Genomic DNA, 22,988 nt, shown 5'->3' on the forward strand with positions numbered 1-22,988 from the left:
GACGCACTTTGAGTTCGTTACAGGGACGAGTCTGTGGAAAACCATGGGGATGGGGCTAGCGGAAGCACGGGGGCGCTTTCAAGCAACGCTTTCGTCCCCATCGATCGGATTTCCTCCGACATATCGTCCACAGGGGATCGAATCGCCCGGCTGGCTGTGGATAATGGGCATAGACGCGGGGACTCGGTGCGCGCCTGTGCTTTCAGATGAGTCAAGCTGTTGGCAATCGGAGCAACTGTGAATAAACCCCGGCTCGCGCCCGCCTACTACCTCTTCAGACTCTCTCTTAATATTCTATATAAGGAAGAAGATGGCTGCTCCGCTTGCCGAACCGCGCCCCTTGCTAGCCGTGCTCAAGGGCAAAAGGCAGGAGCGTCCGCCGATCTGGCTGATGCGCCAGGCGGGTCGCTACCTGCCGGAATATCGCGCGCTGCGGGCCGAGAAGGGCGGCTTCCTCGAGCTGGCCTATGACAGCGATGCCGCGTCGGAGATCACGCTTCAGCCGATCCGCCGTTTCGGCTTCGACGGTGCGATTCTCTTCTCGGACATTCTCGTCATCCCCCATGCCCTGGGTCAGGATTTGCGGTTCGAAGCCGGCGAGGGGCCGCGCCTCTCCCCCACGCTGGTCGATCGCACGCTGGCAACGCTGGCGCCGGCACCCGAGCGGCTGCTGCCGATCTACGACACGGTGCGCAAGGTTCGCGCATCGCTGCCCACCGAGACGACCTTCCTGGGCTTCGCGGGCAGTCCCTGGACGGTGGCGACCTATATGGTGGCGGGACAGGGCAGCAAGGAACAGGCCGAGACGCGGCGCATGGCCTATCGCGATCCGGCAGCGTTCGGCGCCATCATCGATGCACTGGTCGGTGCCACAGCCGATTATCTCGGCAAGCAGATCGAAGCGGGCGTCGATGCGGTGCAGCTGTTCGACAGCTGGTCGGGAAGCCTGGCCCCGCGCGAGTTCGAACGCTGGGTGATCGCGCCGACGGTGGAGCTGGTGAAGCGGCTCCATGCGCGCCACCCGGGGGTTCCGGTGATCGGCTTCCCCAAGGGCGCGGGCGGCAAGCTTCCAGCCTATGCCCGCGAGACCGGGGTGGATGCGATCGGCCTCGATGAAACCGTCGATCCCGTCTGGGCCAACGCCAATCTTCCCGAGCGGCTTCCGGTCCAGGGCAATCTCGATCCGCTGTCGATGATTGCCGGCGGCGCTGCGCTCGACGAGGCGGTGGATACGATCTTGGGGGCTTTCCGGGAGCGTCCGCATGTGTTCAACCTTGGCCATGGAATCCTGCTCGACACCCCGATCGCCCATGTCGAACAGCTGGTCGCCCGTGTGCGGGGCTGATCGGTGAGCGGGCTCGCAGCAGGTTTCCTCGGCAACGCCTATCCCTGGGTGAAGGCTGCGCACCTGATCTTCGTGATCTTCTGGATGGCGGGGCTGTTCATGCTGCCGCGCTTCTTCATCTATCATCATGCCGCGGTGCCCGGATCGGCCGAAGACCGCGCCTGGATCGAACGCGAGCGGCGGCTGCGCTCGATCATCATCAATCCGGCGATGCTGCTGGTCTGGCTGTTCGGGCTGACTCTTGCCTTTGATCAGAATCTTTGGGGCGTGGGCTGGTTTCAGGCCAAATTTGTCGCGGTTTTCCTGCTGAGCGGCTATCATGGCTGGGCGGTCGGCTATGGCCGACGCATGGCGGCGGGATATCGTGCGTCCTCGGATGGTCCGCTACGGCTGATGAACGAGGTTCCGGGCATCGCCACGGCCGTCATCGTCATTCTCGTGATCGTGAGGCCGTTCTGATGGCTGCCCTCTCCCTGTCGCCGAAGTGGTTCGCTGCGGCGGCGTTGCTCGCGGGATCGGCCGCCCAGGCCGAGGAGCAGGAGCCGATCCTGCGTTGTCTCACCGCCACCTCGTCGCTGGCGTCGAGCAGCGACAAGGGCATTGCCCAGATCGGCGTGCTCAACAGCCTCTACTGGCTCGGTCGACTCGATCCCACGCTCAGCGAAGCGGTGATCGAGAAGCGCATCGCGGCGATTTCGGCGAGCATGACCAAGGAGTCCCTCCAGACCGAGGTCGGCCGCTGCGGCCGCGAGCTCGCCGAGCGTGGTGCGATGATGGAGCGGATCGGCAAGAAGCTGAAGGAGCGCGCGGCCCGGCGCGAAACGCGCTAGGCTTTCCCCAGCTGGAATAAACACTGTTCGGCGCCACCTGAGCGACGTTCATCCTCGGTTGCCTGCTTGACTTGATCGGCGCCGCCGCCTAATCCGCACCGTAGAACAGGCCTGCCGTTCGTGCTGGGTCCCTTTCTCCCTTTCCATTGTCAGATAGCGCGCGTCATGCCCGCTCCCGATTTTCCAAACCAGCCGTTCAAGCACCCAGGAACTCCGTAGATGCATTTGAAGGACCTCAAGAAGAAGAGCCCCGCCGATCTGGTCAGCATGGCCGAAGAGCTCGGGGTCGAGGGTGCATCGACGATGCGCAAGCAGGACCTGATGTTCGCGATCCTCAAGGTCGAGGCGGAAAATGGCGAGCAAATCATGGGCGAGGGCACGATCGAGGTGCTGTCTGACGGCTTCGGATTCCTGCGATCCCCCGAGGCCAATTATCTGGCAGGGCCCGACGACATCTATGTCTCGCCCAACCAGGTGCGCAAATTCGGCCTGCGCACTGGCGATACCGTCGAAGGCGAGATCCGCGGCCCCAAGGACGGCGAGCGCTATTTCGCGCTGACCCGGCTGATCTCGATCAATTTCGACGATCCCGACGTGGTCCGCCATCGGGTCAATTTCGACAATCTGACGCCGCTATACCCCGAGCAGAAGCTCAACCTCGATACGCTCGATCCGACCGTCAAGGACAAGTCCGCGCGGGTGATCGACATCATCTCGCCACAGGGCAAGGGCCAGCGCGCGCTGATCGTGGCGCCGCCGCGGGTCGGCAAGACCGTGCTTCTCCAGAACATGGCGAAGGCGATCACCGACAATCATCCCGAAGTCTTCCTGATCGTACTGCTGATCGACGAGCGGCCCGAGGAAGTCACCGACATGCAGCGCTCGGTGAAGGGCGAGGTGATCTCCTCGACCTTCGACGAGCCGGCCCAGCGCCACGTCCAGGTCGCCGAGATGGTGATCGAGAAGGCCAAGCGGCTGGTCGAGCACAAGAAGGATGTCGTCATCCTGCTCGATTCCATCACCCGGCTCGGCCGTGCCTACAACACGGTGGTTCCGTCGTCGGGCAAGGTGTTGACCGGCGGCGTCGACGCCAACGCGCTGCAGCGGCCGAAGCGCTTCTTCGGTGCTGCGCGCAACATCGAGGAAGGCGGATCGCTGTCGATCATCGCCACCGCGTTGATCGACACAGGCAGCCGTATGGACGAGGTGATCTTCGAGGAGTTCAAGGGCACCGGCAATTCGGAAATCATCCTCGACCGCAAGGTCGCCGACAAGCGGATCTTCCCGGCGATGGATGTCGGCAAGTCGGGCACCCGCAAGGAAGAGCTGCTGGTCGACAAGGGCAAGCTGTCGAAGATGTGGGTGCTGCGCCGTATCCTGATGCAGATGGGCACGATCGACGCGATGGAGTTCCTCCTCGACAAGATGAAGGACTCCAAGAGCAACGAGGATTTCTTCGACTCGATGAACCAGTAATCGCGGGGAGCGGGGTCGTTTGGGGGGGCTGACCGACTGGACCTATCGGCATTTCTGGGCGCATGAGGAACACCCTTATCGTCGCCTGCGCCGCCGGCTGGTCGAGATCGCCGCCCCCGGACTGACCATCCTCGATGCCGGCTGCGGCCATAGCGCCCCCAATTTGCAGGAGCTGCGCGGCAGCGGCGCAAGATTGATCGGCGTCGACCTGGTCCGGCTCGAGCCGCAGCCAGGCATGGAACTGATCGAAGGCGATCTCGGCGCTGTGCCACTGCCTGACGGGAGCGTCGACCTGATCTATTCGCGCTCGGTGATGGAGCATGTCGTCGATCCGGATGCGGTCTATGGCGAGGCCGCCCGGCTGTTGAAATCCGGCGGGCGCTGGATATTCCTGACCGCCAATCGCTGGGACTATGTCTCGCTGGTGTCGCGGCTGACGCCCAACCGCTATCATGCCCGCATCGTCCGGCGCTTCGAGGGGCGCGAGGAACATGATGTCTTCCCGACCGCCTATCGGACCAACGATCGCGGCCAGATTGCCCGCCATGCCGCCGCGCATGGCTTCGGAATCGACCGGTTCGAGCGGCATGGCCAATATCCTGCGATGTTCTACCGGTTCGGGCCGCTCTTCCTGGTCGCGACGCTGTACGAGAAGATGATCATGCGGTTCGCCGCGTTGGCGAAGCTGCGGGGCTGGCTCTATGTCGAGCTGGTGAAGCGCTGACGCCACGGTAACAGGCTCGACATGAGCGCTCCTTAGGCTAGGGATGCGCCATGCTGGACCTCTGGAATCACATCACCGCCGATTTCGCCAATATCGGCAGTCCTTCCGCGCTCTCGGCCTTTTTCCAGGTGCTGATGATCGACGTGATGCTGGCCGGGGACAACGCCATCGTCGTCGGCGCGCTGGCCGCGGGCCTGCCCGCCGAGCAGCGCCGCAAGGTCATCCTGATCGGCATCATCGCCGCGCTCGTCCTGCGGATCATCTTCGCGGTCAGCGTGAGCCTGTTGATGAACATCGTCGGGCTCGTCCTTGCCGGCGGCCTGCTGCTGCTGTGGGTGGCCTGGCGGATGTTTCGCGAACTGCGCCACGCCGGCGCGCTCGAGGGCGACGATCCGACCGAGCATGACGGTATTCCGCAGAGCAGGAGCTTCGTCTCGGCGGCCTGGGCTGTCGCGCTTGCCGACGTGTCGATGAGTCTCGACAATGTCCTTGCGGTGGCAGGTGCTGCCCGCGCGCATCCCGGCATATTGGTGATAGGCCTGCTGCTGTCGGTGGCGCTGATGGGCATCGCGGCCAACCTGATCGCGCGCTATATCGAGCGATATCGCTGGATCGCCTATGTCGGCCTGGCGGTGATTCTCTACGTCGCCGTGAAGATGATCTGGGAAGGCGCCGTCCCGCTGGTCTCGATGGTTGGCTGAGCGCGAAGCGCGGTTTTCACAAGATCAGGGCGTGGAGACGCGGGCAGAGAGCGCCGATCTTCTACTTGGCCGTGATCGAATATCGTCGAGCGCCGGCCATTGCCGTAGAATAACTACACGACTGTCGGTTTTCTTTACAGAGCCGAGGTGGCTGCGTTGCCTAGATATCTTTTGTTTACTTTGTTTCTGGAGAATATCGGTTAGAGCTGTTAAGGGCCGATGCCTGACAGGCGGGGTCGTGCGCGTCGTGATGGCGGGAATAGCGTGACGGTGGGGTAGTGTGATGCGTGCGTTTCGAGCAGTTTCCATATTTGCTGCCGGCCTGGTGGCCCTGGCGGGAAGCGGTGGGGCGTCGGCTGCGCTCGTCGGCACTTCGATCAGCACCGGCATCGCCGCGCTGAAGGAATGGAACCTCGTCGCCTTCAACAATTTCAGTTCGCAGAACCATGTCGACGGGCGCGTCCTGGTCGGCAACAACTTCACCGCCGGGCAGAATTTTGCGGTCCTCAACAATAATGTCCCGTCGAGCAGCTATGGGACCTCGGCGCTGACCGTCGGCAACGCGGCCCAGATGGCGGGCAGCATCAACGCCCCGGGTGTGCAGGTCGGCGGCAATCTGTCGGGCAGCTTCAACAATAACGGCAATGGCGCGGTGCAGGTCGGTGGAACCGCCCAGAGCCAGCAGAATTTCACGGTTCAATCAGGGCTGGGGCAGAATTTCACCAATACCCTGCTCAGCCAGAGTGCGGATATAAAGCAGTCGCTAACCAGCCTCAGCGCCAATCTGGCGGCACTGGCCAACAGCGGCACTGTCGCGCTGGGCGGCGACAGCAACAACCAGACGCTGACCGTCACCGGGACCGGCCTCAGCGTCTTCAACATGACCGAGGCGCAGTTTGAGGGCAATTCGAACCAGCAGCTGCTGGTGACCGTGCCGAGCGGCGCGACGCTGGTCGTGAACGTCGCGGGCACCGACATCGACTTCAACCGCACCCTCAATCGCTTTACCAATGATTCCAACGTGATATGGAATTTCTACCAGGCGACGACGGTCGATATCGCCCGCCAGTTCAGCGGCTCGGTGCTGGGCGTGTTTGCCGATATCACCGGCGGCAACAGCGGCAACATCGATGGCTCGGTGGTCGGCAACAACGTCTTCCAGAACGCCAATGGCGAGATTCACAACAATTATTTCCAGGGCGATCTGTCGAGCGTCGGCGGCGGGTCTGTCGTCTCGACCGCGCCCGAGCCCTCGACCTGGGCGATGCTGCTGCTCGGCTTCGGCTTGGTCGGTGCCGTCCTGCGCCGGCGCGGGACCGGGATGCCGGCGACACACGCGGCCTGAAGTACTGCTCCTCCGCCCGTCGGACAGGAGGGATATGATCAGGGTATCAGGATAATCGACCCGGTCGTGCGCCGCGCTTCGAGCGCCCGCTGCGCTTCGGCAGCATCGCGGAGGGGCAGGCGAAGGCCGATCTCGATGTCGAGCTTTCGTGCGGCGATCATTGCGAACAGCGCGCCTGCCGCGGCATCGAGCTCTGCCTTGTCGGCGACATAGTCGAACAGCCTCGGCCTGGTGAGAAACAGCGACCCGCGCCGGGCCAGTTCGAGCGGGCTTGCCGGCGGCACCGGGCCCGAGGCATTGCCGAAGCTCACCATCATCCCGCGCGGCTTCAACGAGTCGAGCGACGCCTCCCAACTGGCCGCGCCGACCCCGTCGAACACCGCGTCGACGCCGCGGCCATCGAGCGTCTCGCGCACCTTCGCCGCCAGGACATCGAACCCACCGTGCAGCCCCTGCTCGGCGCCGAGCTGTCTGGCCAGCGCAGCCTTCTCAGCAGTGCCGGCATGGGCGATGACCTTCACCCCGATGGCGTTCAGCCACTGCACGAGCAGCCGCCCGACGCCGCCGGCGGCGGCCAGCACGAGCGCGGTCTGACCCGCCTTCATCTTCGCGCAGCCCGCTATCAGCGCATGTGCGGTCAGTCCTTTAAGGATAGCCGCCGCCGCCACTTCGTCGCCGATGCCGTCGGGAAGGGCGATCAGACGGCCGGCCGGCACGTCCTGCCAGGTCGCATAGCTGCCCGGCATCGACAGGGCATAGCCGACGCGCGCGCCGACCGGCAGCGCAGTCACGCCGTCACCGACGGCCTCGATCACTCCGACGGCCTCGACGCCGAGCGCCGCCGGCAGCGGCTGCGGATAGAGGCCGGTGCGATGATATATGTCGATGAAATTTACGCCGATCGCGCGATGGCGCACCCGCGCGTGGCCGGGTGGCACCGGCCCGTCGTCGATCGGCAGGGCGGCGATGACCTCCGGGCCGCCAAATGCCTGCGCGACGAGCCGGTAACCGGTCATGCGAGATGTTGTGCGAAGAACGCCTCGGTTCGGCCGTCTGCGAGCTGCGCGCCCGCTTCGTTGCGGCGATTGCCCATCTGGGTGGCAAAGCCATGATCGAGGCCGGGATAGTCGTACAGCGTCACCTTGGCGTGACCGTCGAGCCCCTCATGCATCTTCTGCTGGGCCTCCGGTGGGACGAAGCCATCCGCCTGGGGAATGTGCAGCAGCAGCGGGTGGGCGATGGCATGCGCTTCGCCCAGCAATCCGTCTATCCCGACACCATAATAGCCCACCGTCGCGTTGATGTCGGTGCGGGTGGCGGTCATGAAGGCAAGCCGACCGCCCAGGCAATAGCCGACCGCGCCGACCTTGCCGCCGCCGACCATCTTGCGGGCTTCGCGGATCGTCGCCTCGATGTCCCTGATCCCGGCTTCCTGGTCGAACGCCCCGAATAGGCCAAAGGCTTCCTGCAGCTCATCGGGGACGTCCGCGTCGAGTTCGATGCCGGGCCGGATCCGCCAGAACAGGTCGGGCGCGATTGCCAGATAGCCCTTTGACGCCCATTCATCGCATTTCGCCCGGATCCCGACATTCACGCCGAAGATCTCCTGGATGACGATGATCGCCGCCTTTGGCGCGGAAACCGGCTGCGACGTATAGGCAAGAAACTCCTCATCTCCACCTAAGGTGTTGATTTCAGTGTAGCTTTTCATAAAAGGCCTCCTCTTCGCTCATGGTCCAGCAGCCATGTCTTGGTGACGATTCCGCGTCCCGCGGAATAATGCCCTATCGCACCGCCACTGCCTACCACGCGGTGGCACGGTATCACGATGGGTAAGGGGTTGCGCGCGCAGGCCTGGCCGATGGCGCGAGGGCTCGACCCTGCGGCCTTCGCGACGGCCCCATAGCTGAGCGTGTCGCCCGGCGGGATGGCGGCGATCGCCGCGCGCAGCGCCTCGCCCCGCGGGCCGGCCATCGGCGCGAGCGGCAGATCGAATGCGGTGAATCCTGCCGTGAAATAAGCGTCCAGCTGGCGCGCAGCCTCGGCCACCGGAGATCCCCGCGGTGCTGCATCCGCCGGATGAACGGCCGGCATCGATTCGCCGGCGTCGAGGATATGAATCGACCGCAGCTGGCGATCGTCCCCATTGATCAGGATGGGCCCGATGGCCGAGAGGAGGATCGCTTTTGCCATGGACGTGTGCTCCGCGAGACTCTAGCCATAGCGTATGGCGTTTCAATGATCTTGGAGGCGTGCGTGAAGGTCACGGTAGATGTCGATTGCACGCCTGAAGAGGCGCGCCGGTTCATGGGGTTGCCCGACATGTCGGGCGTCCATGAAATCTATACCGACAAGATGCGGAAGTTCGTCGAGGAAGGTGTTACGCCCGATGCGCTGCAGGACATGATGCGCAATTGGATGCCGATGGGCGAAGCCGGCATGAATTTATGGCGCACCATGTTCGATCAGATGAGTCGTGGCGGCGGCAGCGGACAATAAGGCGAGCGCCACCGCGACGATCTTTGCCCTGTCGAGCGGTGCGCCGCCGGCTGGGGTTGCCGTGGTCCGGATCAGTGGACCTCATGCCGGCAGCGCCATCGATCTCCTGACCGGACGCCCGCGGCCTGCGCCGCGCCGCGCCGTGCTGCGCACATTGCGAGATCCCGAAAATGGCACGCCGCTCGATCGGGCGCTGTTGCTCTGGCTACCGGGGCCGGGCAGTGCGACCGGCGAGGATATGGCGGAGCTCCACCTCCATGGCGGGCGCGCGGTGACTGCGGCGGTGCTGGCCGCACTTGCGAGACAGTTCGGGTTGCGCCCCGCGGAAGCGGGGGAGTTCACGCGCCGCGCTTTCGAACATCGCCGGATCGATCTCAACGAGGCTGAAGCGCTCGGGGATCTGCTGGCGGCGGAGACCGAAGCCCAGCGGCGCAACGCGATGCTGCTCGCGAGCGGCACGCTGAGCCGCGCCATTGACGATTGGCAGGACCGGATCCTGGCGCTGTCGGCGCGGCTCGAGGCCGAGCTCGACTTTTCGGACGAGGATGATGTCGCGCCGCTCGGTCCTGGCTTTGCCGACGAGGTGGCGGGGCTCGGCGCGGAGGTGATGCATTGGCAAGGCCGCGCGCCGGTCGAGCGGCTGCGCGACGGCATAAGGGTGGTGCTCGCGGGCCCGCCCAATAGCGGCAAGTCGACCTTGCTCAATGCCTTGGCGGGCCGGGAGGCGGCGATCGTCACCGCCGTTGCCGGTACCACAAGGGACCTGATCGAAGCACCGATCGCGATCGGCGGCCTTCCCTTTCTGCTGGTCGACACCGCCGGGCTCCACACGGGCAGCGGCGATATCGTCGAGGCGATCGGCATGGATCGCGCCGTCCAGGCCATGGCCGCCGCCGATATCCTGCTTTGGCTGGGTGAACCCGAAGAGGCGCCCTTGGGTGCGATCCGGATCGGAGCACAGGCAGACCGGATGCCGCACGATGGCGATCGCTTCGACCTCCTGCTGTCGGCGCGGTCGGGGCAGGGGATGGATGCGCTGACCGAGCTGCTCATGCGCCGAGCGGCGCAGCTTCTGCCGGCCGAGGGGGAGGCGGCGCTGTCCGCCCGGCAACGCGACGCCCTGGCGCGGCTCGGCGAGGCCTTGGCCCTTGCAGGCGGCGAACATGATCTCCTGCTGATCGCCGAAGCATTGCGGCTGGCGCGGCGCGCCATCGATGCGCTCACCGGTCGGTCGGGAACCGAGGATATGCTTGATGGCCTGTTCGGACGCTTCTGCATCGGCAAATAGACTGTTCCACGTGGAACAGTTTTGACTCGGCGGCGCGCGTGGGATAGCCGCGCCCCATGGCAGACAGCTATGACGTGATTGTGGTCGGTGGCGGCCATGCCGGATGCGAGGCGGCCGCCGCCGCGGCGCGGATGGGTGCGCGGGTCGCGCTCGTCAGCATGCGCCGTGACATGATTGGCGCGATGTCGTGCAATCCCGCCATCGGCGGTCTGGGCAAGGGACATCTCGTTCGGGAAGTCGACGCCTGCGACGGCCTGATGGCGCGCGCGGCGGATCGGGCGGCGCTACATTATCGCATGCTCAACAGCAGCAAGGGTGCGGCGGTCCAGGGACCGCGCATACAGGCCGACCGCCGCCTCTACATGAGGGCGATCCATGATCTGCTTGCCGCTACTCCCGGGCTGGTCATAGTTGAAGGATCGGCGGAGCGGCTCCTCGGCGATGTTCCACATGGGGCAGAAGGGCTGCTATTGGCTGATGGCCGGCAACTGCTGGCGCCGGCCATCGTCCTGGCGACGGGAACGTTCCTGAACGCGCGCCTCCATTTCGGCCTGGATTGCCGCAGCGGCGGGCGGGTCGGAGAGGCAGCGACCATCGGCTTGGCCGATCAACTGCGCGGCCTGGATCTGCCGATGGGGCGGCTGAAGACGGGCACGCCGCCCCGACTCGATGGCCGCACGATCGACTGGGCAGGGCTTGCCCGACAGCCTTCGGATGAGAAGCCATGGACCTTCTCGGCCATGAGCCCGCGCCGGGTGGTGCCCCAACTCGCCTGTGCGATCACGCGGACCAACCGCAGCACGCATGATATCATCCGCGCCGGCCTCGACCGGTCGCCGCTCTTCTCCGGCGTCATCGAGGGCGTCGGCCCACGTTATTGTCCGTCGATCGAGGACAAGGTGCACCGCTTCGGTGATCGCGATTGGCATCAGATCTTTCTTGAGCCGGAAGGCCTCGACGACTCCACCATCTACCCCAACGGGGTGTCGACCTCGCTCCCCGCGGATGTGCAGCTCGCGATGCTGCGGACCGTCGACGGGCTCGAGCGGGTCGAGATCGTCCAGCCGGGTTATGCCGTGGAATATGACTATATCGATCCGCGCGCGCTGACGGCCGGACTGGCCCTGCGCGTACTGCCTGGCCTGTTCTGCGCAGGGCAGATCAATGGCACCACAGGCTATGAGGAAGCCGCGGCACAGGGTCTTGCCGCCGGGATGAATGCGGCTGCCTATGCCGCCGGGCGCGACGCAATCCTATTCGATCGAGCGACCAGCTATATCGGCGTGATGCTCGACGACCTGACGTTGCAGGGCGTTTCCGAGCCCTATCGGATGCTCACCGCGCGCGCCGAATATCGGCTGCGGTTGCGGGCCGACAATGCGGGCACGCGCTTGACCGACTGGGCCGATCGCCATGGCGTGATTGGCCCCGACCGGCGTGCGCTGCATCGATCCCGTACCCACGCGCGGACGGCGCTCCGGTCGACGCTCGACAGCCGCGTCATCAGCGCGGCCGCCATGGCGTCGGCAGGCGCATCGGTTACCGCGGATCATGCAAAGCGCAGCCTGTCGGATTGGTTGCGTTTTGCCGAGGTCGGCACTGAGCAGCTTTTGGCTTTCGGCACCAGGCTCGACGGTGTCGCATCGGACATCGTCGATGAAGTGATCCAGGACTGCCGCTATGCGCCCTATCTTATTCGGCAGGACCTCGAAATCGCGCGGCTTCGCGCCGACGAGCGGATCACGCTGGCCGACATTGCCGACTATCGTTCGATTGCCGGTCTCTCGAACGAGATGGTCGAGCGACTCAACGCGGCCAGGCCTGCCGACCTGGGAGCCGCAGGGCGCATCCGCGGGATCACGCCGGCGGCACTGGCCGCGATCATGGTGCATGCCCGGCGAAACGCCGCGTGAACGAAGAAGAGGAAGCTCGCGCCTGGATCGCATCCCATGTTCCACGTGAAACAGTCGCGGGGCTGGAAGCCTTCGCCGGGTTGATCCTGCAGGAGATGCCGCGACAGAATCTGATCGCGGCCTCGACCGCCGAGCATATCTGGACGCGCCATTTCCTCGACTCCGCCCAGTTGCTTCCCCTCGCGCCAGACGGTGCGAGCAGCTGGATCGACCTCGGCGCAGGCGCGGGTTTCCCCGGCATCGTGATCGCGCTGATGGCGCCACGGCTCCGCGTCACACTTGTCGAATCCCGCCGCAAGCGCGTCGATTTCCTGACATCGGTGGTCGAGGCATTAGGCCTGGCGGCGCAGGTCACTATCGCCGGCAAGCGGCTCGAGATGCTCGACGCCGCGCGATTCGACGTAATCAGCGCGCGCGCCTTCGCGCCGCTCGATCGGCTGTTGCCGCTTGCCCATCGATTTTCCCATGCCGAGACATGCTGGCTGCTTCCGAAAGGCCGCAGCGCCGCATCCGAACTGGAAGCTGTCATGACTTCGTGGCAGGGTGATTTCCGGATCGTACCCAGCATGACCGATCCCGAGGCGGCGATCATCGCCGCCGCGAAGGTGCAGCCAAAGGCCAGGGGCCAAAAGGGACGCCGATGATCCGGATCGCGATCGCCAACCAGAAGGGCGGGGTGGGCAAGACCACCACCGCGATCAATCTTGCCACGGCGTTGGCGGCCACCGGCTGGCGGGTGCTGCTCATCGATTTCGACCCGCAGGGCAATGCCTCCACCGGGCTGGGCATCGACCAGGCGCAACGCAACAACTCCAGCTACGAACTGCTGCGGGACGACTGCTCGCTCGCCGAGGCGGTGATCCCGACCAAGGTGCCGCGGCTGGATATCGTGCCGGCGACCGTCGACTTGTCGGGTGCGGAGATCGAGCTGATCGAGGTCGAACGGCGGACCCACCGGCTGCACGCGGCCATCGCGCAGGAAGAATCGCGCTGGGATGTCTGCCTGATCGACTGCCCGCCCTCGCTCGGGCTTCTCACCGTCAACGCGCTGGTCGCGGCGAATATGATGCTGGTGCCACTGCAATGCGAGTTCTTCGCGCTCGAGGGGTTGAGCCAGCTTCTCCAGACGATCGAGCGGGTGCGCGCGCGGTTCAATCCGCAGCTGTCGATCCTCGGTGTCGCGCTCACCATGTATGACCGGCGCAACCGGCTGTCGGAACAGGTCGCGAGCGATGTGCGCGCAGTGTTGGGGGATGTGGTGTTCGAAACGGTGATTCCGCGCAATGTCCGCCTGTCCGAGGCGCCGAGCCATGGCGTCCCGGCGCTGATCTACGATCATCGCTGCCCCGGTTCCGAGGCCTATATCGCGCTCGCCCGGGAATGCATCACCCGGCTCACCAAGACGGCGCAGGCGGCATGAGCGCAGACACCCCGCGCCGCGGCCTCGGCCGCGGCCTGTCGGCGCTGATGGGCGAGGCGGCCATCGAGCAGCCGACCGCGCCCGGCGCGGCGCGGCCGGCCGGCGTCCAGACGGTTTCGATTTCATTGCTCGAACCCAATCCCGATCAGCCGCGCCGGCATTTCGACGAGGGTGCGCTCGATGAGCTGGCGGGGTCGATCGCGGCGCGCGGGATGATCCAGCCCATTCTGGTCCGGCCGCATCCGACGATGGGCGGCTATCAGATCGTGGCCGGTGAACGACGCTGGCGAGCGGCCCAGCGCGCACGTTTGCACGACGTTCCTGTGATCGTGCGCGAACTTTCGGACACCGATACGCTCGAGCTCGCAATCGTTGAGAACATCCAGAGACAGGATCTTAACGCGATAGAAGAAGCCGAGGCTTATCAGCGGCTTACCAATGATTTCGGCCACACGCAGGAAGCCCTCGGCAAGCTTGTCGCCAAATCGCGCAGCCATGTCGCCAATCTGCTGCGGCTGCTCGAGCTGCCCAAGCCGGTCCGCGACATGGTGGCCGATGGCCGGCTGTCGATGGGCCATGCGCGCGCCCTCATCACGGCGCCGGACGCCGAGGCGCTGGCCGGGGAGGTGCTTCGCCGCGACCTGTCGGTGCGCGATACCGAGAAACTGGCGCGGGCCGGCAAGGCCGGCGGCGGCAGCGGCGGCGCGAAGCCGGCCAAGGCGGCCGGCGCGCTCGATGCCGATGTCGGCGCGCTCGAGCGCCAGCTCGGCGATATCCTCGGCCTGAAGGTGACGATCGAGCATGGCGACAAGGGCGGGCAACTGACGGTCGGCTATTCGACGCTCGATCAGCTCGACCTGATTTGCCAGCGGTTGAGCGGCGAGCCGATCTGAGCCGCCGCTAGCGTTCCCCGCCCCGCGCGCCGCGGGGAAGGGAGATCAGCGCCGGCCGGCCGCCGCTGCCCGCGCGATGGTCAATATCTCCTCGCCGATCAACACCATGCCGGCGGTTCCCGAGCGCTTATAGGCGCGTTCGAGTGCGGCAAGGCGGGTTGTGGCGGTGGCGATGCGCTCCGGAGACCATCGCTGCAGAAGTCCGGATACGACCTTCTGATCCTTCCAGAAAATGCCGCGGCCGGAGCTTGTCATCACCGCGTCGATGCTCTGCCCGGCCGCAACTTCTGCGCGCAGCGGCGCGATCTGGGCGAGGCGGCGGAGCAGGGCGCGGACCAGGCTGATTCCCTCGGTCGCCCCGATCAGCGCCAGCTCGGCGGCGGCGCGCTCGGGCCGGCCGCCGAGCACCGCATCGACGATCGCGCTGAGATCGCTTTCGTCATTGGCGGCGCCGATATCCGCCAGCGCGGCGGCGTCGGCCGGTTTCGGATCGTCGGGGGAGGCGTCGAGGTACAGCGCCAGCTTCTCGATCTCGCGGCTCATCAAGGCGCGGTCGGCATTGGTCGCGGAGACCAGCGCCTGGGCGGCGCGCGGTTCGAGCCGCAGGCCATGTTCGCGGGCGATGTCGATCGCGACCTTGTCGGCCTGGGCGCCCTCGGGAACATAGCTCGCATAGGCGAGCGCCGCCGGCGCGGCGAGGGCGAGCTTCACCAGCTTGGCATCCTTGCGCAGATTGCCCGCGACCAGCACCACCGGATTGCCGGCCGACGGCGCCTCCATCAGCGCCGCCACGGCATCGAACATGTCGTCGGTAGCGGGATCGACGCGGATATGGCGAGCGCCGCCGAACAGCGATATCGATGCCGCCTCGTCGGCGAGCAGCGCCGGATCGGACCTGAGCTGGCCGGAGGCGAGATCGATCCGCTCGGCATCCGCGCCGAACGCCTTGTCGATCCGCGACGCCAACATCCGCGAACCCGATTCATCGGGCCCGTAGAGCAGGAACAGGCGGACGGCAGGGTCGGGCTTGTCGAGCGCGCGCGCGATCTGGCCGGCGTCAGCCTTCACTTGCCCGCGCTGCGCCCCGCATAGGTTGCGATCCGCGCGACGATCTGATCGGCGAGGGTCTCGGTCAGCCGTTCGAGCGCGGTCTGCTCGGCGGCGGCGGTGGCATATTCCGATCCGGCGACGTCGATGCCGGCATCGGCGGAGGCGCTCTGGTCCAGCAGGACGCTGCCGGTGGTGGCGTCGAGCAGCCGATAGCGGGCCCGTAGGGTCCGCCGTTCGCGGCTTATCGCATTGTCCTGGCGCACGCCGAAGCCGGTGATCTCGTCGTCCAGCTCGACTTCGAGGCGGAAGCGCGGACTGGCCTCACCCTGGCGGTGAAGCCGGTCGTTGAGCGCATTGTGGACCAGCCAGCCGCGCTGGCCGCCGATCGGCCTGACCTCGATGGCGCTCAGCGTCGTCGCAACCGGCCCGGCGCCGCCATCGGCATAGAGCGGATGCAGCCCGCAGCCGGGCAGCAGGACCGCCAGTGCCAGCGGCGCGAGGAGGCGGATGGCCAGCTTCATGCGACGATGTTGACGAGACGGTCGGGCACCACGATCACCTTCTTCGGGGCAACGCCTTCGAGCAATTTGCCGATCTTGTCGGACTGCAGCGCCATCGCCTCGAGCGCGTCCCTGCTGGCGCCTTTGGGCGCCGTCAGCGTGTCGCGCAGCTTGCCGTTGATCTGAACGGCGATGGTGACCTCGTCGTCTATCAGCAGGGCCGGATCATGCGCCGGCCAGGCCGCATCCGCAACCAGCCCGCTTTCGCCGAGGCGAGCCCAGGCTTCCTCGGCCAGGTGCGGCACCATCGGTGCGATCAGGCGCACCAGGGTCTGCGCCGCGGCGGTGCGGCTTGCCGATGGAGCGGCTTTCTCGATCGCATTGGCGAGCTCGTGGACCTTGGCTATGGCGCGGTTGAAGCCCAGCGTATCGATATCGGCCGCGATGCCGGCAATAGCTCGATGCAGCTTGCGATCGAGATCCTTGTCGCCACCTTCGCCGGGCTCGGACGCGTCGGTGATCCGCCACAGGCGGTTGACGAAGCGCCAGCATCCCTCGATGCCGCTCTCGGTCCATTCCAGGTCGCGCTCGGGGGGGCTGTCGGACAGCATGAACCAGCGCACCGCGTCCGCGCCATATTGATCGACGATCGGCCCCGGATCGACGACGTTCTTCTTGGACTTGGACATCTTCTCGATGCGGCCCAGCGTCGCCGGCTCGCCGGTCGCGATGACGATGCCATTCGAGACTTCTTCGGGGCTCAGCCACTGGCCGTCCGGCGCCCGGTAGGTCTCGTGGGTCACCATGCCCTGGGTGAACAGGCCGGTGAACGGCTCCTTGACCCCGATCTTGCCGATCCGCTCGAGCGCACGCGTCCAGAAGCGGGCGTAGAGCAAATGGAGGATCGCATGTTCGACACCGCCGATATACTGGCCGACCGGCAGCCAGCTTTCCGCGACGTCACGGTCGAACGGCTTGTCGCCGGGCTGGCTGGCGAAGCGGATGAAATACCAGCTCGAATCCGCGAAGGTGTCGAGCGTGTCGGTTTCGCGCCGGGCCGGCGCGCCGCAGCCGGGGCAATCGACATGCTTCCAGGTCGGGTGGCGGTCGAGCGGATTGCCGGGGATGTCGAAGCTGACATCCTCGGGCAGGATCACCGGCAACTGTTCCCTCGGCACGGCGACGGGCCCGCAGCTGTCGCAATGGATGATCGGGATCGGGGTGCCCCAATAGCGCTGGCGCGAGACGCCCCAGTCGCGCAGGCGCCAGACCGTGGTGCCGGTGCCCCAGCCCTCGGCTTCGCCGCGCGCGATCACTGCGGCCTTGGCGTCCTCGACCGACAGGCCGTCGAGGAAGCTCGAATTGACGATCCTGCCGGGTCCGACATAGGCTTCGTCGTGGATCGGAGCAGTTGCCTCGTCGGGCGACGGGGCGACGACGCGCTTGACCGGCAGCGCATATTTCCGCGCGAAGTCGAGATCGCGCTGATCGTGCGCCGGGCAGCCGAACACCGCGCCGGTGCCATAGTCCATCAGCACGAAATTGGCCACGAACAGCGGCAGTTTCCAGGTCGGATCGAGCGGATGGATCACCGACAATCCGATGTCATAGCCCTTTTTCTCGGCCGTCTCGATCTCTGCCGCGGCGGTGCCGGTGCGCTTGCACTCGGCGATGAAGGCCTCGAGCGCCGGATTGCCGGCCGCCAGCGCCTGGGCGATCGGATGATCGGCGGCGATCGCCGCGAAGCTCGCCCCGAACAGCGTGTCGGGCCGCGTCGTGAACACCTCGAAATCGGTGATGCTGCCGGCGGGCGCGTCGAGCTGGAAGGTGAAGCGCATGCCCTGCGACTTTCCGATCCAGTTCTCCTGCATCGTGCGGACCTTTTCGGGCCACTGGTCGAGCGTCGACAGGCCTTCGAGCAGTTCCTCGGCAAAGTCGGTGATCTTGAGAAACCACTGGCTGAGCTTGCGCCGTTCCACCAGTGCGCCGGAACGCCAGCCGCGGCCGTCGATCACCTGCTCATTGGCGAGCACGGTCATGTCGACCGGATCCCAGTTGACCGCGGATTCCTTGCGATAGACCAGCCCGGCGGCGTAGAGATCGAGGAACAGCGCCTGTTCCTGTCCGTAATAATCGGGCTCGCAGGTCGCCAGCTCGCGGCTCCAGTCGAGCGCGAAGCCCAGCCGCTTCAGCTGCTGGCGCATCGCCGCGATATTGGCGCGGGTCCAGTCGCCGGGGTGAACCTTCTTTTCCATCGCCGCATTTTCGGCGGGCATGCCGAAGGCATCCCAACCCATCGGGTGGAGCACCTCATGGCCCTGCATGCGCCGGAAGCGGGCGAGCACGTCGCCCATCGTATAGTTGCGGACATGGCCCATGTGGATGCGTCCCGACGGATAGGGAAACATCTCGAGCACATAGCTTTTGGGCTTGGGGCTGTCGTCGCGCGCATGGAAGGTGCCCTGGCTTTCCCAGATCCCCTGCCAGTGCGCGTCCGCCTTCACATGGTTGAAACGCGCGTTCACGTGGTCATTGGCCTTTTAACCGGCGATCAGCCGGCGATGGTCGCACGGCGCAGGTCCCGCGCCTTGGTCAGGATGATGTCTTCCAGCTTCTGGGCGGTCGCGGCCTGCACCGTGGCATCGACCCAAGTGCCATTGGCCAGCACTTGGCGCTGCGGCGCCACGCGCACCGCATCGGCGCGCAGGTCGGCGTCGAGGATGGTGACGGTCAGCTTCATCCGCTCGGCCGGCTGGTTGGGGTTGGTGTACCAGTCGGTGACGATCACGCCGCCGTTCGAATCGGTCTGAAGCAGCGGCATGAAGGAGAGCGTCTCGAGCGAGGCCTTCCAGAGATAGGCGTTGACGCCAATCGCCGTGGTCTTGGCGGCCGCGAGGTCGGATGCGAACTGAGCCTTGTTCTTGCCGCCGCCGCAGCCCGCCAGCGAGGCGACAAGGGCGAGGGCGATCGCGGTGCGAAGGGTAGGGCTGGTCATCTGGGGGCGGTCCTTGGGGCTCAATCTGCGGGGCGTTTTGCGCGATGCGTCGTTATAGACGTACCGACCGGCCCCGCAAGGCCGAACGGGCTTGCGGCTCGGGGGCCGAAGTAAAGCGGAACTGGCGCCGCTGCCGATCCTCTGAAGGGGGCGGAAAGAGCAGATTGTGGAGTCTGTGCAACAGACTTCCGATTTCGCCAAAAGGCATATGGCAACGACTCACCTGGGATGTTAGGGCACCCTATATATATAAAAGAATGAGTTACGCAGGATGACATATAAGGGGGCCTACGGAAAGCTGGTTGGCGCTGTCGTTACGACGGCGCTGCTGCTGTGCGCCCCTGCCATATCCGCGAAACCGGCCCCCACGCCCCAGGTGAAGATCGATCGCAAGAAGGCGAGGGGCATCGGCTTTTTCGCGCCGCTCGCCGCCGATCCGCGCCAGTCCGCGTTGTTCGATCGTGTCGGCGGCAGCTTCGCTGAACCCAGCTTCCGCTTCACGCCTTCGGGCGGCAGCAGCAAGCGCGCGGTCACCGTTGCGATTCGTGCGCGCAACAACCGTCCCAATTCGCTGACGACGGTGGCGGTCAACAGCGCTGCGATCAGTGCCGGCCTTGCGCCCTCGGCCTATAGCCTGGGCGCTTCGCTCGGCTGGAAGCATTTCGCGCTGTCGGGCGACTTCGCCCGGATCGATGGCGGCGCAGTGCCCGACGACCGCCAGCTTGCCGACATCGGCGTGAGCTATTCCGGCTCGAAGTGGAGCACGCGCCTGCTGTTCGGTGCGGAGCGCGCCACCGGCGAGAACAAGCTCGGCGGTCCCGACGAAGCCCTGTCCGTCGACCTCGGCGGCTCCTATTCGCTCACGCGCAACCTCGAACTGTCCGGCGGACTGCGCTACAAGACGCAGCGTGAGCGTCTCGACATGACGAGCGACCTGCGCCGCGACAGCCAGGCGATCTATATCGGGACGGCGTTCCGCTTCTAAGACTGTCGTTCAGCTGGTCCCGCTCCTCCTGAACTTGAACGAAACAGAGCCTGGCTACGAAGCCCAGGCGTCGATCGCCGCCCATCCGTAAGCGCCGCAGCGCACGGCCAGTTTTCCCCTGATCCGGTCCATGCCGCCCAAGGCGATCACCGGCCGCCGCGTCGCCCGGGCCAGTGCGGCGAAGCGCATCCGGCCCAGCGGCGTGGCACCGGCATGCGACCGCGTGGCGTGTAGCGGCGACAGGAAGATCGCGCCCGCGCCGGAACGCTCCGCCCGCCTGATCTCGCGCACATCATGCGCCGAAGAGGTACCATAGCGGGGCGGGTGGGCGATGGCGTGATGCGCGCCATCGGCCCGCCAGCGGAGCGCCTCGCGATCTCCGCCGGCGAGCAGCAGAACAAGTCCCCGTTTCCGGGCCATCCGCCGCACCCGCTCGAACAGCTGCCGCCGTTCTGTCGTGCCGCTGGCCTTGTGACGGAACACGATGCCCGATCCGGCCGGCAGGCGCGCGATCGCCGCCCATAAGCCGTCGCCCTGGCGCTCGTCGGTCATCATCCACAGCTGTGGAAGCTCGGGGTGGCGGGGCCTCATCGCGCCACCTATAGCGAAGCGCATGGTTGATATCGACACCACCGCCGCCCGACGCCTTGCCGACATCCGCAAGCGCATCGCCCATGCCGCCGAACTTGCCGGACGCGATCCCACAGGCGTCGAACTGATCGCGATCTCCAAGACGCGCGAGGCGCCCGACATCATCCCCCTGCTCGCGTCAGGCCAGGCGAGCTTCGGCGAAAATCGCGTCCAGGAAGCCGAAGCGAAGTGGCCGGCGCTGCGGGAGGGCCGCGCCCTGCGCATCCATCTCGTCGGGCAGCTCCAGTCCAACAAGGCGCGCGAAGCGGTCGCGCTGTTCGACGCGATCCACTCGATCGACCGTCCTTCGCTGATCGAGGCGCTGGCGCGCGCGATCGGCGCGAGCGAGCGCCGGCCAGATTGCTTCATCCAGGTCAACATCGGCGAGGAGCCACAGAAGGGCGGCTGCGCGATCGATGATCTGCCGACCATCCTGCAGCAGGCGCGCGACGCAGGACTGCCGGTGGCCGGCCTGATGGCGGTGCCGCCGGCCGAGGTCGAGGCCGCGCCCTATTTCGCGCTGCTGGCCAAGCTCGCCCGCCGGCATGGCCTGGCGGGGCTCAGCATGGGCATGTCGTCGGATTTCGAAACGGCGGTGATGCTGGGCGCGACCCAGGTGCGCGTCGGCACGGCATTGTTCGGCGGGCGCGGATGACGCGATCGGTGGCCCTCAGCTCCTGAACCAGCGCGCCGCGGTGAAATAGGCCGCGACGCCCAGCCCGACCAGCAGGCTGAACCCGGTCACCGCCCAGAAGGACAAGGGGTGGTGCGCATAGGGGATGCCGTCGACGTTCATCCCGAAAAGGCCGGTGACAAAGGTGAGCGGCAGGAAGATCAGCGCGACGATCGCGATGATCAGCGAGCGGCGGTCGATCTTCTCCGCGCGCAGATCGGTGATCTGCTCGTGGAGCAGCGCCGATCGCTCGCGCACCGCCTCGAGCTCCTCGGCCATGCGCGCGAAGCGGTCGGCGGCCTCGCGCAGGTGGATGCGGTCCTCATCCTCTATCCACCCATATTCGAGCTGCGACATCGCCTCGAGAGCCTGCCGCTGCGGCACGATGAAGCGTCGATAGCTGATCGCGGTCGAGCGCGCCTTGGCGATGTTCCGGCGCAGCGCGAAGCCGTCGGCCGACAACGCCAGCTCGCAGTCGTCGACCTGATCGCCGAGATCGGCGACAACCGGATCGAGCTGGTGGCTGATCTGGACCGCAAGCGCCGCGATGAAGTCGCCGGGATCGAGGAACTCGCCGTGCTCCATCCGCTCGCGGAGATTCTCGAGCCCGGCCATATGGCGATAGGTGACGGACACGACCCGGCCGCGTTCGGCCCAGATGCGGATCGAAACCAGTTCGTCGCCCTCGTCCTCGGCGCTCAGCCGCGGTCCGCGAAGATTGATGATCACGCCCTCGTGCAGCGGCTGGCAGCGCGGCCGGGTTTCGGCGGTGGTCAGGTTGAAGCGGGCGGTCGGCGGCAGCGCGTGGGCTTCGTCGTCGAGCCAGCGCATCGCCTCCTCGTCCCGTCCGTCGAGATGGGCCCAGCAGAAATGCCCATTGTGGCGCTCGCCGATCGTCCAGCTCGTCGTCGTCATGCGATCTCCAGGTCGATCGAGAGGCCCGGGCCAGGCTTGGCCGGCGCAGTCGCGCAACACGCGCGCAGCGCATCGGCGCGGGCACGGTCGAGGATCGCGGATGGCACGTCGGCGCGGTGGAAGATCCGGTCGGCCTGGCCGAGCAGCCTTGCCTGACCGAGGGTGAGATCGTCGGGATCGGTCGAGTGCAGGCGGATGATAACGAGCCGATCCTGCGCCGGGTCCCGCTCGCCGCCTGCCCAGGCATCCACTGCGCTTTCGCTACTGTCGCGCAAGGGATCGAGCGGGCCGCCCTCGACCAGGCCTGCATCGATCGCGCGGCGCCGCGCGTCGGCATCGGGCCAGCGCGCGCGGATCCGGCTGCGGGCGGCGAACAGCCGGTCGGCGAGCGCTCCGAGCCTGGCGGGCAGCATGGTTTCAAGCCGCTGGCGCAGCGCCTTGGCGAGTCCCGCCGATCGGCCGCCGGTGCCGATCGCGACGAGCACCGGATCGCGGTCTATGATCGCGGGGAGGGTGAAGTCGCACAAGGCCGGCCGATCCGCGACGTTGACCAGCAGCCCGCGCGCCCGTAGCCGGGCCGCTGCCGCGGCGGCTTCATCATCATCATCATCGAGCGCGACGAAAGCGATCCGGGCATCGCCGTCGTCCTCGGCCACCGGAACGGCGCCCGCCCGCTCGATGATCCGGCGCTTGGCCGCCGCCATGTCGCCATCGCCGATCAGAATCACCGGTCGCTCGGCCATGTTCAGAAAGATCGGCAGGCTGTGCATCGACCGTCTTGTCGCGCGCGCCGTGGCTTTTGCCAA

General features: G+C 66.3%; 25 protein-coding genes. 15 read left to right on the top strand and 10 right to left on the bottom strand.

Annotation, left to right across the window (positions count from 1 at the left end; genetic code table 11):
* Positions 1 to 310: 310 nt before the first annotated feature.
* From hemE to AC1DQK_RS04490, 7 genes are all read left to right on the top strand, one after another.
* Entirely contained in the window at positions 311 to 1,345 is a 1,035-nt protein-coding gene (gene hemE / locus AC1DQK_RS04460) for a uroporphyrinogen decarboxylase (RefSeq protein ID WP_477867827.1), read from the top strand.
* A gap of 3 nt (positions 1,346 to 1,348) precedes the next feature.
* Positions 1,349 to 1,804 carry a CopD family protein gene (locus AC1DQK_RS04465; RefSeq protein WP_477867829.1) on the top strand — a complete coding sequence of 152 codons (456 nt, stop codon included), beginning with the start codon at positions 1,349 to 1,351 and terminating at the stop codon, positions 1,802 to 1,804.
* Complete coding sequence (locus AC1DQK_RS04470; protein ID WP_477867831.1) at positions 1,804 to 2,175, top strand: hypothetical protein; 372 nt, start codon at positions 1,804 to 1,806, stop codon at positions 2,173 to 2,175. The genes AC1DQK_RS04465 and AC1DQK_RS04470 overlap by 1 nt, the downstream gene beginning before the upstream one ends.
* Positions 2,176 to 2,394: 219 nt before the next feature.
* Entirely contained in the window at positions 2,395 to 3,651 is a 1,257-nt protein-coding gene (gene rho, locus AC1DQK_RS04475) for a transcription termination factor Rho (protein ID WP_477867833.1), read from the top strand.
* Positions 3,652 to 3,670: 19 nt separating this feature from the next.
* On the top strand, positions 3,671 to 4,375 hold the full coding sequence (locus AC1DQK_RS04480) for a class I SAM-dependent methyltransferase (RefSeq protein WP_477867835.1): 705 nt from the start codon (positions 3,671 to 3,673) through the stop codon (positions 4,373 to 4,375).
* A gap of 50 nt (positions 4,376 to 4,425) precedes the next feature.
* Complete coding sequence (locus AC1DQK_RS04485) at positions 4,426 to 5,076, top strand: YjbE family putative metal transport protein (RefSeq protein ID WP_477867837.1); 651 nt, start codon at positions 4,426 to 4,428, stop codon at positions 5,074 to 5,076.
* 283 nt (positions 5,077 to 5,359) lie between these two features.
* The gene (locus AC1DQK_RS04490; protein WP_477867839.1) at positions 5,360 to 6,421 is read left to right on the top strand and encodes a choice-of-anchor A family protein; all 1,062 of its coding nucleotides are present in this window, start codon (positions 5,360 to 5,362) and stop codon (positions 6,419 to 6,421) included.
* Between the two features lie 38 nt (positions 6,422 to 6,459).
* Here AC1DQK_RS04490 and AC1DQK_RS04495 read toward each other — a convergent pair whose 3' ends face one another.
* The 3 genes from AC1DQK_RS04495 to AC1DQK_RS04505 are packed head-to-tail and all read right to left on the bottom strand — an operon-like array spanning position 6,460 to position 8,614.
* Complete coding sequence (locus tag AC1DQK_RS04495; RefSeq protein ID WP_477867841.1) at positions 6,460 to 7,437, bottom strand: quinone oxidoreductase family protein; 978 nt, start codon at positions 7,435 to 7,437, stop codon at positions 6,460 to 6,462.
* On the bottom strand, positions 7,434 to 8,132 hold the full coding sequence (locus tag AC1DQK_RS04500) for a dienelactone hydrolase family protein (RefSeq protein ID WP_477867843.1): 699 nt from the start codon (positions 8,130 to 8,132) through the stop codon (positions 7,434 to 7,436). Before AC1DQK_RS04500 ends, AC1DQK_RS04495 begins: the two co-directional genes overlap by 4 nt.
* Positions 8,129 to 8,614 carry a methylated-DNA--[protein]-cysteine S-methyltransferase gene (locus AC1DQK_RS04505; RefSeq protein ID WP_477867845.1) on the bottom strand — a complete coding sequence of 162 codons (486 nt, stop codon included), beginning with the start codon at positions 8,612 to 8,614 and terminating at the stop codon, positions 8,129 to 8,131. Before AC1DQK_RS04505 ends, AC1DQK_RS04500 begins: the two co-directional genes overlap by 4 nt.
* A 63-nt stretch (positions 8,615 to 8,677) precedes the next feature.
* Here AC1DQK_RS04505 and AC1DQK_RS04510 point away from each other — a divergent pair, with 63 nt between their 5' ends.
* Genes AC1DQK_RS04510 through AC1DQK_RS04535 form a run of 6 tightly spaced genes read left to right on the top strand, consistent with a single transcriptional unit; the run spans position 8,678 to position 14,434 of the window.
* Complete coding sequence (locus AC1DQK_RS04510; protein WP_477867847.1) at positions 8,678 to 8,920, top strand: DUF6489 family protein; 243 nt, start codon at positions 8,678 to 8,680, stop codon at positions 8,918 to 8,920.
* Positions 8,898 to 10,208 (top strand): tRNA uridine-5-carboxymethylaminomethyl(34) synthesis GTPase MnmE, encoded by a 1,311-nt coding sequence (mnmE, locus tag AC1DQK_RS04515; protein ID WP_477867849.1) that lies wholly within the window; start codon positions 8,898 to 8,900, stop codon positions 10,206 to 10,208. Before AC1DQK_RS04510 ends, mnmE begins: the two co-directional genes overlap by 23 nt.
* 56 nt (positions 10,209 to 10,264) lie before the next feature.
* Positions 10,265 to 12,121 carry a tRNA uridine-5-carboxymethylaminomethyl(34) synthesis enzyme MnmG gene (mnmG, locus tag AC1DQK_RS04520; protein WP_477867851.1) on the top strand — a complete coding sequence of 619 codons (1,857 nt, stop codon included), beginning with the start codon at positions 10,265 to 10,267 and terminating at the stop codon, positions 12,119 to 12,121.
* Positions 12,118 to 12,765, top strand: coding sequence for a 16S rRNA (guanine(527)-N(7))-methyltransferase RsmG (rsmG, locus tag AC1DQK_RS04525; RefSeq protein ID WP_477867853.1), 648 nt, complete (start codon positions 12,118 to 12,120; stop codon positions 12,763 to 12,765). The genes mnmG and rsmG overlap by 4 nt, the downstream gene beginning before the upstream one ends.
* The gene (locus AC1DQK_RS04530) at positions 12,762 to 13,541 is read left to right on the top strand and encodes a ParA family protein (protein WP_477867855.1); all 780 of its coding nucleotides are present in this window, start codon (positions 12,762 to 12,764) and stop codon (positions 13,539 to 13,541) included. The genes rsmG and AC1DQK_RS04530 overlap by 4 nt, the downstream gene beginning before the upstream one ends.
* On the top strand, positions 13,538 to 14,434 hold the full coding sequence (locus tag AC1DQK_RS04535; protein WP_477867857.1) for a ParB/RepB/Spo0J family partition protein: 897 nt from the start codon (positions 13,538 to 13,540) through the stop codon (positions 14,432 to 14,434). Before AC1DQK_RS04530 ends, AC1DQK_RS04535 begins: the two co-directional genes overlap by 4 nt.
* Before the next feature lie 45 nt (positions 14,435 to 14,479).
* Here AC1DQK_RS04535 and holA read toward each other — a convergent pair whose 3' ends face one another.
* From holA to AC1DQK_RS04555, 4 genes are read right to left on the bottom strand one after another with little or no spacing between them, the layout of a single operon-like run.
* A complete protein-coding gene (holA, locus tag AC1DQK_RS04540; RefSeq protein ID WP_477867859.1) occupies positions 14,480 to 15,502 on the bottom strand; it encodes a DNA polymerase III subunit delta in 1,023 nt (340 codons plus the stop codon).
* Positions 15,499 to 16,005 (bottom strand): LPS assembly lipoprotein LptE, encoded by a 507-nt coding sequence (gene lptE / locus AC1DQK_RS04545; protein ID WP_477867861.1) that lies wholly within the window; start codon positions 16,003 to 16,005, stop codon positions 15,499 to 15,501. Before lptE ends, holA begins: the two co-directional genes overlap by 4 nt.
* Complete coding sequence (gene leuS, locus AC1DQK_RS04550; RefSeq protein WP_477867863.1) at positions 16,002 to 18,509, bottom strand: leucine--tRNA ligase; 2,508 nt, start codon at positions 18,507 to 18,509, stop codon at positions 16,002 to 16,004. The genes lptE and leuS overlap by 4 nt, the downstream gene beginning before the upstream one ends.
* Before the next feature lie 26 nt (positions 18,510 to 18,535).
* Positions 18,536 to 18,979, bottom strand: coding sequence for a DUF3576 domain-containing protein (locus tag AC1DQK_RS04555; protein ID WP_477867865.1), 444 nt, complete (start codon positions 18,977 to 18,979; stop codon positions 18,536 to 18,538).
* 271 nt (positions 18,980 to 19,250) lie between these two features.
* Here AC1DQK_RS04555 and AC1DQK_RS04560 point away from each other — a divergent pair, with 271 nt between their 5' ends.
* Positions 19,251 to 19,964 carry a porin gene (locus tag AC1DQK_RS04560; RefSeq protein ID WP_477867867.1) on the top strand — a complete coding sequence of 238 codons (714 nt, stop codon included), beginning with the start codon at positions 19,251 to 19,253 and terminating at the stop codon, positions 19,962 to 19,964.
* 54 nt (positions 19,965 to 20,018) lie between these two features.
* On the opposite strand, the gene AC1DQK_RS04565 is transcribed toward AC1DQK_RS04560, so the two are convergent.
* Complete coding sequence (locus AC1DQK_RS04565) at positions 20,019 to 20,555, bottom strand: thiamine phosphate synthase (RefSeq protein ID WP_477867869.1); 537 nt, start codon at positions 20,553 to 20,555, stop codon at positions 20,019 to 20,021.
* Positions 20,556 to 20,577: 22 nt separating this feature from the next.
* On the opposite strand from AC1DQK_RS04565, the gene AC1DQK_RS04570 reads away from it, so the two are divergent.
* Positions 20,578 to 21,249 (top strand): YggS family pyridoxal phosphate-dependent enzyme, encoded by a 672-nt coding sequence (locus AC1DQK_RS04570; protein ID WP_477867871.1) that lies wholly within the window; start codon positions 20,578 to 20,580, stop codon positions 21,247 to 21,249.
* A 15-nt stretch (positions 21,250 to 21,264) separates the two neighbouring features.
* Here the strand turns inward: AC1DQK_RS04570 and AC1DQK_RS04575 are convergent, their stop codons facing one another.
* Entirely contained in the window at positions 21,265 to 22,182 is a 918-nt protein-coding gene (locus AC1DQK_RS04575; protein ID WP_477867873.1) for a zinc transporter ZntB, read from the bottom strand.
* Complete coding sequence (locus AC1DQK_RS04580) at positions 22,179 to 22,952, bottom strand: precorrin-2 dehydrogenase/sirohydrochlorin ferrochelatase family protein (RefSeq protein ID WP_477867875.1); 774 nt, start codon at positions 22,950 to 22,952, stop codon at positions 22,179 to 22,181. The genes AC1DQK_RS04575 and AC1DQK_RS04580 overlap by 4 nt, the downstream gene beginning before the upstream one ends.
* Between the last annotated feature and the right edge of the window lie 36 nt (positions 22,953 to 22,988).

This window comes from Rhizorhabdus sp. P4_G5 (assembly GCF_056401065.1).